This window comes from Desulfosporosinus meridiei DSM 13257, from assembly GCF_000231385.2.
GTDB lineage: Bacteria > Bacillota > Desulfitobacteriia > Desulfitobacteriales > Desulfitobacteriaceae > Desulfosporosinus > Desulfosporosinus meridiei.
In genome coordinates this window covers 564,516-576,765 of the sequence record NC_018515.1, presented here as the reverse complement: position 1 = coordinate 576,765, position 12,250 = coordinate 564,516, and the positions used below count along the sequence as shown (strand labels likewise).

General features: G+C 46.9%; 11 protein-coding genes. 5 read left to right on the top strand and 6 right to left on the bottom strand.

Going from position 1 to position 12,250, the window contains the following annotated elements; genetic code table 11:
• Nucleotides 1-12: 12 nt before the first annotated feature.
• From nikA to DESMER_RS02650, 6 genes are all read right to left on the bottom strand, one after another.
• Nucleotides 13-1,620 (bottom strand): nickel ABC transporter substrate-binding protein, encoded by a 1,608-nt coding sequence (nikA, locus tag DESMER_RS02675; RefSeq protein ID WP_042334209.1) that lies wholly within the window; start codon nt 1,618-1,620, stop codon nt 13-15.
• A 53-nt stretch (nt 1,621-1,673) separates the two neighbouring features.
• Nucleotides 1,674-2,468, bottom strand: a complete 795-nt coding sequence (locus DESMER_RS02670; RefSeq protein WP_014901521.1) for a class I SAM-dependent methyltransferase — start codon at nt 2,466-2,468, stop codon at nt 1,674-1,676.
• Nucleotides 2,469-2,538: 70 nt separating this feature from the next.
• Complete coding sequence (locus DESMER_RS02665) at nt 2,539-3,294, bottom strand: class I SAM-dependent methyltransferase (RefSeq protein ID WP_014901520.1); 756 nt, start codon at nt 3,292-3,294, stop codon at nt 2,539-2,541.
• Nucleotides 3,295-3,524: 230 nt separating this feature from the next.
• Nucleotides 3,525-4,502, bottom strand: coding sequence for an ABC transporter substrate-binding protein (locus tag DESMER_RS02660; RefSeq protein WP_014901519.1), 978 nt, complete (start codon nt 4,500-4,502; stop codon nt 3,525-3,527).
• Nucleotides 4,499-5,305: an ABC transporter ATP-binding protein gene (locus tag DESMER_RS02655; protein ID WP_014901518.1), complete on the bottom strand. Its 807-nt coding sequence runs from the start codon at nt 5,303-5,305 to the stop codon at nt 4,499-4,501. Before DESMER_RS02655 ends, DESMER_RS02660 begins: the two co-directional genes overlap by 4 nt.
• 9 nt (nt 5,306-5,314) lie before the next feature.
• Nucleotides 5,315-6,400 carry a FecCD family ABC transporter permease gene (locus tag DESMER_RS02650; RefSeq protein ID WP_014901517.1) on the bottom strand — a complete coding sequence of 362 codons (1,086 nt, stop codon included), beginning with the start codon at nt 6,398-6,400 and terminating at the stop codon, nt 5,315-5,317.
• Between the two features lie 603 nt (nt 6,401-7,003).
• Between DESMER_RS02650 and DESMER_RS02645 the strand changes: the two genes are divergently transcribed.
• From DESMER_RS02645 to DESMER_RS02625, 5 genes are read left to right on the top strand one after another with little or no spacing between them, the layout of a single operon-like run.
• Nucleotides 7,004-8,605: an ABC transporter substrate-binding protein gene (locus DESMER_RS02645; protein WP_014901516.1), complete on the top strand. Its 1,602-nt coding sequence runs from the start codon at nt 7,004-7,006 to the stop codon at nt 8,603-8,605.
• A gap of 21 nt (nt 8,606-8,626) precedes the next feature.
• Nucleotides 8,627-9,622: an ABC transporter permease gene (locus tag DESMER_RS02640; RefSeq protein WP_014901515.1), complete on the top strand. Its 996-nt coding sequence runs from the start codon at nt 8,627-8,629 to the stop codon at nt 9,620-9,622.
• Nucleotides 9,619-10,491 carry an ABC transporter permease gene (locus DESMER_RS02635; protein ID WP_014901514.1) on the top strand — a complete coding sequence of 291 codons (873 nt, stop codon included), beginning with the start codon at nt 9,619-9,621 and terminating at the stop codon, nt 10,489-10,491. The genes DESMER_RS02640 and DESMER_RS02635 overlap by 4 nt, the downstream gene beginning before the upstream one ends.
• Nucleotides 10,492-10,507: 16 nt before the next feature.
• Nucleotides 10,508-11,461: an ABC transporter ATP-binding protein gene (locus DESMER_RS02630; RefSeq protein ID WP_014901513.1), complete on the top strand. Its 954-nt coding sequence runs from the start codon at nt 10,508-10,510 to the stop codon at nt 11,459-11,461.
• Nucleotides 11,451-12,080 carry an ABC transporter ATP-binding protein gene (locus DESMER_RS02625; protein WP_014901512.1) on the top strand — a complete coding sequence of 210 codons (630 nt, stop codon included), beginning with the start codon at nt 11,451-11,453 and terminating at the stop codon, nt 12,078-12,080. The genes DESMER_RS02630 and DESMER_RS02625 overlap by 11 nt, the downstream gene beginning before the upstream one ends.
• Nucleotides 12,081-12,250 lie beyond the last annotated feature (170 nt).

The window sequence follows — 12,250 nt, the reverse complement described above, 5'->3', positions numbered from 1 at the left end:
TCAATACCTCATCTATTCGACAATTTCCACCTTAGACAAGCCAATACTTAACTCCCAGGCATTGGCCGAGAAGTCGAAGCCCTGAACTTTCTTATTGTATACCGCCACATTGGGGGTAACTGTGGTAGGTATGACAATGTATTCCTCGTTCATGAAAATATCGGCGATGCGGTCGAACTTAATTCTCCGCTCAGCCGGTTCCATGGTCGTGAGAGCCTGTTTGAATAAGGAACCAGCTTCGCCCTGGAATATTTCTCCTAAAAAGGGCCTGACATCTCGAAAGGACTTATAGATACTCTGGGGATCATATTGAACACCCCAGGAAAAATCCGGCATAATGCCAAACTCGCCGGATTCTTTGCGCTCATAATAGACCGCAGACTCCACAGAGCTGATCTTGACTTTAATTCCAATTTGTGAGAGTTGGGCCTGGACCACTTCTGCTAAGGTTTTGGTGGGCAGTGCGTCGGAGGGTATGTTGCACATGATCTCTAAGGTCTTACCGTTTTTGTCCAGAAATTTGTCTCCATTCGAATCGATCCAACCGGCAGAGGCCAAAAGTTGCTTGGCCTTTTCCAGATCCCTTCCCGGTCCCTTGACTTTCCCCAGAATCTCCGGAACCTTGGTAGAAAACATGGTGTCGGACACACTTTCCATATTCTCATAAACAATTTGATTAATTTCTTGTTTGTCAATAGCCAGACATATAGCTTCTCTGACTGCTTTGTCGGTGAGAAACTCAGCACTGGGATTCAGCAGTAGAAACTGAGCGATATCTCCCACTTCAACTTTAGTTTGCAGATTGGCATTACCCTTCAGGTTTTTTAGATCCAGATAAGAGACGGCTTTCAGACCGCTGCCCACGATTAAGTCCACCTCTCCGGCCATGAGGGCATTTAAACGCACATTGGAGTCCGGAACCGGTCGGATAGTTATCTTTTCTAACTTAGGCTTTTCCCCCCAGTAATTTTCATTGCGGACAAAAACCGCTCTTTGATCCTTCACATACTCTGTTAAGATATAAGGGCCTGTCCCTACAGGCTTTTCAAAAGCAACACCATCCGCTCCGAACCCTCCCGGGCTTAGAAAGCGAGCTGGACGCACCATGGTCAGTTCCAGCAGGGTAAAGGGATAAGGATTCTTAAAGTGCATAACCACGGTATAGGGAGCCGTGACTTCGACGGATTTCAGATTATCGATCATAGGCAGCCAGCTATGCCGTTTGGCATTGGCCAGGACGGCCTCAAAATTTTGTTTAACCGCTTGAGCATTAAATTCCTGGCCATCGGAAAATTTCACATCTTCCCGCAGGTGAAAGGCCAGACTCAGTCCCTCGTCCTTAAACTCCCAGGAAGCTGCCAAGCAGGGAATAATATTTCCTGCCTTATCCAGGTTCACCAAAGGGTCATAAACCAGGGTCTGGGCTCCCATATCACTGTCATAGAGATGAGGGTTCATGGTTCCCACATCCCCTACTCTGGCAATAGTTAGTTCCTGAGGAATGTTCTTCTGCGCTCCGGTTTGTTCCGTTTTGCCTCCCATACAGCCGCTAAGGGTGAAGACACTGCTGATCAGCAACAGATAGAGAATCACTCTGCTTTTAATCGTTTTTGTTTTCATTTTCACTTTCTAAGTCCCTCCTTCTCAATTAGAACCCTCTGGAAGACTTATCTTTAAGACCGGGAATCCTGTCTATCCAGGCCATAAAGGTATCTGACATCAGTTTTTTCAGCCCTGATCATAAATGGAGGAATAGTACGGTAGCGTACCTTGCTGATTTCGTCGCTGATCTTCTCACTGAGATCCCCCTCCACGTAGATTTTACCGAAGCCCAGACTGAGCAAAACCGGGATATCCCACTGGGGCCGGCGGATCTTGCTAAAAAACAGATCCTCTGCAATCTTGTTGCTCTCTTCCACGCTGGTTTTATCAAACTTTTTGAAGCCCAGCTTAACCGCCTCGTCATGGTCCCGTTCAAACTCTTCCTGCCACTGACTGTCCTGCTGCCATAAATAATAATTGGCGTCAAAGATCAGCAGTCGGCCACCGGGCTTTAAGACTCTGTGCCATTCCCGGTAAGCGGCAGAGGGGTCATACATCAGCCAAGTGACATTGCGGGTGAGAATGAAATCGAAGGAGTTGTCCTCGAAGGCCAGCTTATGGGCATCCATTAAATGAAAAGAAACCTCAAAGCCTGCCGCCTTAACATTCTCCCGGGCTGTAGCCAGCATGCTCTCTGTGCAGTCGATGGCCGTAACCCGATGCCCCAGCTCGGAAAGGAGCAAGGGAAAGAAACCTGGGCCCGTGCCGATATCCAGGACCTCCAGTTTTTCTCCCGGAGGTCGATTCTCATTCAGAAGTTGAACCCAAACTTCCTTTTTAACACCCTTTAATTCCTTTTGAATGGTCTCGTTGTACCGCTCATTAGCTGTCTGCCAGTAGTTTTCAATCTGTTTTTGGATATGCATTATTCTCACCCTTCCTCGCATTGTTCTCAAGCATCTTAACAGCACCCGGAAAAGGTTATCCTCATTCAACTCACTTTGTTTTTTCCGCCCGAATCATGAACATAGGAGATGTGCGATAGCGAATTTTTTCAATCTCATCGAAAGCACTCTCCGTGATATCATCATTAATAAATATTTTGCCAAAGCCCAGATCAAGCAAGGTCGGAACATCCCACTGAGGTCGGCGGCGACTGCTGAAGAACAGCTCTTTCCCGATATTAACTCCCTCATCTTTCACATCCTGGTTATAAGAAGAACGATATCCTGCCTGAACCGCTTCCTCCTGGTCCCGTTCATATTCTTCTCGCAGCTTCTTGTCATTCAACCACAGATACCAGTTGGCATCAAAGATTAACAGTCGGCCACCGGGCTTTAAAACCCTATGCCAACCACGGTAGGCTGCAGGCGGATCATACAACAGCCAACTGGCATTCCGGCAGAGAATCATATCAAACTTATTGTCGTCAAAATCCAGTTGGTGGGAATCCTGCAGATGAAATGACACCTCAAATCCACCTATTTGAGCATTTTCCCGTGCCTTATCCAGCATGCTTTCGGTGCAGTCGATGGCCGTTACCTGATGTCCCATTTCCGACAGGAGAATAGGGAAAAAACCGGGACCGGTGCCGACATCCAATACTACAAGCCTTTGGCCCGGAGGACGGTTTTCCTCAATCAGCCGGATCCAAGCATCTTTTTTAAAGCTGTTTAATTCTCCATGAATATAGTCATTGTACCGATGATCCGCACCTTGCCAGTGGTTTTCAATGCGTTTCTGAATATCCATAAATTCACCCTTTTATTATTATTGTTGTCTCATTTCCAGACAAATCTGAAATATGCTGTCCTCTATAAATTAAAAGACCACGAAGTTGACTCTAATGAGTCAAACCTCCATGGTCTCCGCAACCCCTTCATGAGTTTGCTTTACAATATTTTATTCCAGCTTATATTTATCCTGTTTCACTTCTTAATCGTCGCAATCATAAATGTGGGAATTTCTATGAAGTGCCCCGCTTATTTCAACAAAGTCGGATGGAACCCTTTGGCCAACAGCTCAACGGAATAGGCCATTCTGTCCCCGGGGAAAACACTTTCCAAGGCAATTGGTATAAATCTCTCATTCTTTACACAGTCCAGTTTGGAAAGTCCCGGATCAGCTTTAATGGACTTGATTTTTTCCTCCAACGAAGGCACATCATAATCATGGATCACGATCACGTCGGGATTCCTTTTGATAATCTCTTCGTAACTTGCCGTGAACCATTGCTTCTCTGTTTGATCGTCGAAGATGTTTTTCCCCCCGGCTTTTTCGATCAGCAATGTTTCAAAATTTGTGCCGCTGCAGGTAAACACCCCCTCACCCCCGAAGTCATATACCAATACTTTGAGTGGTTCCTGACCGGCAAGCTTTTTTTCCACCGCTGCGATTCTTGCTTTCTGGTCGGCGATAAAGGCTGCAGCTTTGTCCTCCACGTGAAAGATCTTCCCTAGATCGGATATTTCCTGGTAGATTTCCTCAAATGTCGCGGCTTTTTCCATGTAGACGTTGATCCCATTTTCTTTAAGTTCTGCAAGGTCAAGTCCTTCTTTGCCGAATGGCCAATCATTGCCATAAATAAAGTCTGCACCACTGGAAATGACAGCCTCCCGGGTCGGGTCAGCGTAGGTTAATTCGGGAATTTTGGCATAATCTTCAACAAATTCCGGCAGAGGCCCCCTGCTATGATTATCGTAGCTGTTACCGATGATTTTGTCGCTTAATCCCAAGGCCACAAACAGTTCGCTGTTATTGGGCCCAAAGACCAGTACCTTCTGAGGCATAGCCTCGATCACAACTTCTCTGTCGTAGTTGTTGAAGGTCAGTTTTTCATAGGTGGCCAGGCTTTTGGCGTCGGCATTATTCTCCGCCACCTTGCTGCTGCATCCGTTTAACACTGTCATCAGAACAATAATCAAACCTAGGAAGCACCTCAACAGTTTTTTCTTCTTCACATTTCTCTCTCCTTCAATGCTCTTTTAGAGTTGTTTAGGCTTTGCGGCAAAAAGGTAATGCTGATTTTTTGGGTAAAAGGATGGATTATTACATCGGCTTTTATGCCGTAAACCTCAAAAATGATTTCCGGAGTCAGGACTTCCTCCGCGGTACCCCTAGTATAGATTTTTCCTTCTTTTAAAACATAGATCCTGTCACAATACAAGGCCGCAATATTCAGATCATGGATGGCCGTCAAAACAGTTGCCTGTAACCGTTTAACAAAATCAAGTATTTGAAGCTGGTAGCCGATATCCAGGTGATTGGTCGGTTCATCCAAAATCAGAAAGTCCGTTTTTTGGGCGATAGCCCTGGCAATAAGCACCCTTTGTTTTTCCCCGCCGGATAACTTAAGGTAATTCTTTTTGGCCATATCTTCCATCCTCAAGTAAGCCAAAGCCTGCCGGACAATTTCTTTGTCTTCCGGAGAGTCCCCGGCAAAGAGTTTTTTATGAGGACTCCGGCCCATGGCTACAATTTCTTCCACTTTGAAATCAAAGGGCAGAGCATTCTCCTGGCCGACAACACCAATTTTGGTCGCAGCTTGTTTGTGAGTTAGTTTAAATAAGTTTTCCCCATCCAGCTTAACTTCTCCCCTATCCGGCTGCAGTGCCCGGTAGAGGTTTTTTAGAATCGTTGATTTGCCGCTGCCATTAGGCCCGATAAGTCCGACAAACTCGCCTTTTTTGACATTGAGACAGATGTCTTCAATAATCGCTTTGTGGTCATAAGAGAAGGATAAGCTTTCTACCTGTAATGTCATTTTTTCACCTCAAGCTTTCCCGGTATTATGTTTCAGCAGCCAAATAAAGAAAGGTCCGCCAAAGACTGCTGTTAAGATACCTAAAGGCAATTCTTCCGGGGCGATGAGCATTCTGGCTGCCACATCCACCCAGACCACCAGGATGCCGCCAAGCAGGGCACAAACCGGAAGCACCCGTTTGTGATCCGCTCCAACGAGAAGTCTTGTCATATGGGGTACCATTAGTCCAACAAACCCGATGGTGCCGCTGACAGCAAGGGTTGTACCTGCCATCAGAGAAGCCACCAGTACAAGAATTTTTTGAAGACGCGCCACGTTGAAGCCCAAAGTACCGGCAGTCTCATCACCCATCAAGAGGGCGTTTAAGGCTCTGTAATTAATTAATAAAATAATCAGGCAAATAATAATCGTGGCCAGGGGCAGGGTTAAGTAGCCCCACTTTGCCCCCGCCAAACTCCCCGACAGCCAGAAGGTAACATTATGGAGCCCTAAGGCATTGGGGGCACTCAAGGTGATGATCCGTGTAACCGCATCCATGATCATAGAAAGCGCCACTCCGGATAACAGCAGCTGAGTGATATTAATCCTTCCCCTGACTCTGGAAATGGTGTAGACCAGGATAATGGTAATCGCAGCGCCGAGAAACGCGCTTATGGATAAAGAGTAAGTGCCCAAAAAGGCAAAGGCGCCAAAAAGCATGCCTAAAGTTGCGGTTGCTGCAGCCCCGGAGGATACCCCTAGAATAAAGGGATCCGCCAAGTGGTTCCTTACCAGAGCTTGCATTGCCACTCCAGTCATAGACAAAGATGAGCCGACAATCAGACCCAGTAAAACCCGGGGGAAACGCAGCCCCCAAACAATGTTTTCCTCAACCTGAGTCCAGGTGTGGGGGATATGACTTTCCAAAAAAGGGATTTTGCTGCCTAAAATTCTGGCAACGTTGCCGGGGGCTACGCTGACCGGACCCAGCCCGATGGCAAAAATAACCGATATGAGTGCTGCAATGGCCAACAAAATAATAATGACCGGCATATTAGGATCGTCCCGGTTGAATATTTTCCTGAATTTCTGCGTATTTGCTGTATTGTTCTTCATCTTACCCTCTTGTTTCATTTGATTAATCATCTTTTTGGGATTGTCTATTCGACATTTCTTTGGCAGGATCAGGCAGAGAAGCCGCCGAGAACAAAGTCTGAGTATAAGATGCCGGGCCTCCTCCAGGAGAGTGCCTGCCTCCACGTATTTCTACAATTTTACCGGTAGTTTTTAATCAGTTCTTAAATATGCATATCCTCACCCTTCCTTAAATTCTTATAAAAAAGACCATGAAGCTGACTCTAATGAGTCAAACCTCCATGGTCTTGGCAACACCTTCATGGTTTTGCTGAAGTTTAGATTTTATATCCAATTTCTACAAACAAGTTATAAATCCTGCTTAATCTTTTAATATTTTTTTATTTAACAAAATATTTAGTTATTTAAAGAAGGAAAATGGCAGGGCATCAGAGAATAGTATTTCCCAGACAATTGACGAGGCACGTCAAAAACTTACTTGAGTAAATACTGCAACCAAGGCCATGGAGGTCTGACCCGTAACAGGGTCTATCTCTGTGGTCTTTTTTGTGTGAAAGGAGGTAAAACAGTCACCAAGGTACTCTTCAACTCAAGAACTTATCAATTATTAGGGGGAAGTTACAAATGTTTAAGCGATTATCTCATACTTTCTTAGCTGTCCTGATTATTCTTGCGCTTGCTGTTACTTCAGGGTGTTCAAGTAAAGCCGACTCTACCTCAACAAAGCCAACGGATGAACTCACTGTGGCCATAGGAGGAGAACCGGATGGCGGCTTCGATCCCACCACCGGCTGGGGAAATTATGGCTCACCGGTTTTTCAAAGTACTATTTTGCAATGGGACAAAGATTTAAAGGTTATTAATGACTTAGCCACGGATTATACCGTCAGTGAAAACGGCTTAACTTATCAGGTAAATCTGCGCAAAGACGTTAAGTTTACCGATGGGCAGGCCTTAACCGCCAAGGACGTTGTCTTCACTTATCAAACAGCGACCACGAACAGCTCTGTTTTTGATTTAACTAATTTACAAAGGGTCACGGCTACAGGCGACTACAGTGTCGAATTCACGTTAAAAGAAGCGCAATCCACCTTTACCAGCACCCTGGCCAAACTGGGAATTGTTCCCGAGCATGCTTACAGTAAGGATTACTCGCAAAAACCCATCGGCTCCGGGCCTTATAAATTTGTGCAATGGGATAAAGGCCAACAGCTTATCGTAGAAGCTAACCCGGATTACTATGGGCCCAAACCAAGTTTCAAGAAAATTACCTTCCTTTATTTAACTGAAGAAGCTGCTTATGCTGCCGCGAAAGCCGGACAGGTTGATGTTGCTGCTGTTGTGCCATCCTTAGCCCTACAGGATATACCGGGCAAAAAATTGGTCGCCTACAAAAGCGTGGACAACCGCGGGATCATGTTTCCTTATGTAAAGGCAGGCAATAAAACTACCAAAGGGGATCCTATCGGCAATGATGTTACTTCGGATTTAGCCATCCGTAAGGCAATTAACCTAGCCCTCGACAGGAAGGCTTTAGTGGATGGGGTATTAAATGGCCACGGGGCTCCTGCCTATTCCGTATGTGACAACTTACCTTGGTGGAATTCTGAAACGGTTCTTAAAGACGCGGATAAAGATGGGGCTAAGAAGATCTTAGCGGAGGGCGGCTGGAAGGATTCTGATAACGACGGCATTCTGGAAAAGAACGGGCTCAAAGCTAAATTCACCTTGGTTTATCCATCCGGGGATTCAGTGCGTCAATCCCTGGCCATCGCTGTGTCCGACGAAATCAAACCTCTGGGAATCAATATTGAAGTTTCCGGCAAAAGCTGGGATGACATTGAAAAATTGATGCACAGCGATGCCATACTTTTTGGCTGGGGGGCTCATGATCCTTTGGAAATGTATAATTTATTTAACAGTAAATACATGGGCGTCGATTATTTTAATGCCGGTTATTACTCCAATCCACAAGTCGACGAATACATGAATAAAGCAATGTTATCCAATAATCCCACCGCAGCCGACACCTACTGGAAAAAGGCCCAGTGGGACGGGACAACCGGATTTAGTGCTCTGGGTGATGCCCCCTGGGCCTGGCTGGTTAATCTTGATCATTTGTATTATGTAAGCGACAACCTGGATCTCGGAGCCCAGAAAGTTCACGCCCACGGTCATGGCTGGCCCATTACAGATACGATTGCTCAGTGGCACTTTACTAAATAATGGAAGGGAATACTTATAACTATGGCTGCAAAAAGTGTTTTCAAGTTCATTATTAATAAATTTCTACGGATGATCCTCCTCCTCGTCACCTTGTGTACCTTAACCTTTATCCTGGTCAGTCATTCCCCCATCGACCCGGTTCAGGCTTATATCGGGGCAGATATGATGAAGGTAAGTCATGCCCAACGGGAAAAAATCGAAGCCTATTGGGGGCTCAACCAGCCACCCATTGAACGCTTCGAACGTTGGGGGAGCAATGTGCTCCATGGTGATCTGGGGAATTCCATGATTTTTCGCCGCCCGGTGATTCAAGTGATCGGCGAAAAATTTTGGGCATCCCTTGTCCTGATGGGATTGGCCTGGGTCATATCCGGTCTTCTGGGCTTTATCATGGGCATTGTTTCGGGGATGCAACGCGGGAAGTGGCTGGATCGCTTGCTAAAATGGTATTGTTTAACCCTGGCCTCTACTCCAACCTTCTGGCTGGGATTAGTTCTCTTAATCGTGTTTTCAGTTTGGCTCAAATGGCTGCCCGTTGGACTGGGCGTCCCAGCCGGTGTGCTGAGCACCGAGGTAACCCTTGGAGATCGGATCATCCATCTGATCTTACCGGCCTTGACTCTAAGCATTGTCGGCGTGGCCAATATCGCTCTGCACACCAGACAGAAGATGATTGATGTCATGGAAAGCGATTACATTCTGTTTGCCAGAGCGCGGGGAGAAAGCGGCCTCCAGCTCTTATTCCGGCATGGTCTGAGGAACGTGGCTTTGCCTGCCATTACTCTGCAATTTGCTTCTTTCAGTGAACTATTTGGCGGGGCGGTTCTGGCTGAACAGGTATTTTCTTACCCTGGTCTGGGTCAAGCCACTGTGCAGGCAGGTCTGCGGGGCGACCTGCCCCTCCTCCTGGGGATAGTGCTGTTCAGCGCAATATTTGTCTATTTCGGCAATCTGGCAGCCGACATAATCTATCGGCTGGTCGATCCCCAGATCAAGGAAGCAGGTGAACCGGTATGAATCCGCTTAATCAGGCACTTTCAATGGAAGGACGACCGGGCAGAATCCTTCGCTTAAACCGTCGCCAGCGCACGCTGATCACTATTCTCGGCGGTTTGACCTTATTGGCCGCCGTAATCGCTGCCAGTTTCCTGATGAGCAATGAAGCTATCAAAACTCACTTTGAGGCACGCAACTTGTCTCCTTCCTGGCAGCACCCTTTTGGCACGGACTGGTTAGGACGGGATATGTTTACCAGAACTGTCAAGGGGCTTGCTTTAAGTATTGGGATCGGCTTGTTGGCCTCTACGGTAAGCGTTCTGGTGGCCTTAATTCTGGGGATGGCCGCGGCTACCTTAGGCAAAACAGTCGATACCCTGATAGCCTGGTTGGTTGATGTTTTTATGGGCTTGCCCCATTTAGTGGCCTTGATTTTAATTGCTTTCGCTTTAGGGGGGGGCGCTAAGGGGGTTATTATCGGTGTAGCCTGCTCCCATTGGCCTAACCTGACCAGGATAATTCGGGCCGAAGTCCTGCAACTCCGAACATCTCAGTTTGTGCAGGTTTCCCGTCATATGGGTAGGAAAAGGGTATGGATCGCAGTTAAACACATGCTGCCTCACTTATTACCTCAGTTTTTTGTCGGTTTGGTGCTTTTATTTCCCCATGCGATCCTCCATGAAGCCTCGATTACTTTCTTAGGCTTTGGCTTATCCCCCCATCAACCGGCCATTGGGGTAATTCTCTCCGAATCAATGAAGTATCTTTCCGTGGGAATGTGGTGGCTGGCTTTTTTCCCCGGTCTTTCCTTGCTGGTTGTTGTCAGAGTTTTTGACATGGTTGGCGATAATTTACGTTTGTTGTTTGACCCGCATAGTGGCCACGAATGATGATTGAGGTGCAGAGATGAAAAGTACTAAAGCTAGCCTGGGATTTGAATCATTATTAAAAGTGATTGATTTATCCGTCTCCTTTGTTCAGTATCAAAAGGGCTTAAGACAAAGCGTCCTCAAGGTGATCAGCAACCTTGACATTTCCCTTGGCTCCGGCGAAATCTTAGCTGTTGTCGGCTCAAGTGGTTCCGGAAAGAGTTTGCTGGCCCATGCTATTCTCGGCATACTGCCCAATAACGCCTTCTGCAGCGGTAAGATTTTATACAAGGATGAATTGTTAACCCCGGAACGGCAAAAGAAAATACGGGGCAGTGAAATTACGCTGGTGCCCCAATCGGTAAATTTTCTTGATCCCTTAATGCGGGTTTCTGCTCAAGTACGGACTGCTGTACGTCAGGGAAATGCTGAAGAAGCCCAAAAGAAAATATTTTCTCGCTATGATCTTAGCGAAGGGGATGGAAATCTATTTCCCTTTCAACTTTCCGGCGGCATGGCCAGAAGGGTGTTGATTTCTGCAGCAGTAGTTAATGGCTCCAAACTAATCATTGCCGATGAGCCAACACCTGGGTTGCATCCGGAAATTGTAGCGGAAACTCTTAAACACTTGCGCGAGTTAGCCGATGAAGGGTGCGGAGTTATGTTGATAACCCACGATATCAGCACGGCTTTGCAAGTCGCTGACAAAATCGCAGTTTTTTATGCCGGGACAACCGTCGAAACAGCTTTTGCAGCGGATTTTCATGGTCAGGGCCAGACCTTAAGGCATCCCTATACCAAGGCCTTATGGCAATCCCTGCCCCAAAATGATTTCAGACCTCTTCCCGGTTTCCAACCTTTGCCTGCCAACTTGTCAGAGGGTTGTTCCTTTGCGCCGCGCTGTGGAAAGATGACGCCTAAGTGCACCGGGTCATTGCCCGTAATGCGGGATTTGAGGAACGGAAGGGTCAGGTGTTATCATGCAACTTGAGGCCAAAAACATTGGTTTTCGTTACCGGAAGAAGCCGTGGTTATTCCGAAATTTCAACCTCACCCTAAATTCCGGCGAAATTCTCGGCCTGAAAGGTCAAAGCGGCTGCGGAAAAACAACCTTGGCCAGAGTTCTGGCCGGGTATGAAAAAGCCTTGGAAGGCAGCATTGAGTTAGGCGGTGCACCACTGCCTAAGGGCAGGTACAGCGGAGTGCAGTTGGTCTTTCAGCATCCTGAAAAGTCAGTTAATCCCCGCTGGCATATGCGCGATATTCTTCAGGAAGGCTGGCGGCCGGATGAAGAAGTTCTGGCCAGGTTTGGTATCCAGCCGGAATGGTTATCCCGCTGGCCTAATGAATTATCCGGCGGGGAGTTGCAAAGGTTTTGTGTCGTCCGGGCTTTAAGTCCGGAAACAAAATTCCTGATTGCTGATGAGATGACGGCCATGTTAGATGCCATTACTCAAGCTCAAATCTGGCAGGTAATGCTGGCTCTTGCCAAAGAAAGGAACTTAGGAATATTGGTGGTGAGCCATGAAGCTGAGCTTGTAAATCGTGTTTGCGACCGGGTGATAGAGCTTGATTCGGTGCACTTTGAAAGGAATTCCTCTGTTTCATAAAAAAACACGAATTATGGTGAACCATTGCTCCCTTTATGTTTGCCTCCGCCACATCCCATACCTATTAAGGATGTGGCGGAGTTTCGCCTGCTGTCCGAGTATAGCAGGATCATATGGCAGCACAGTGTGGGACTCGGCCTCTATATAACACGTAATAACCACGAGGGAAT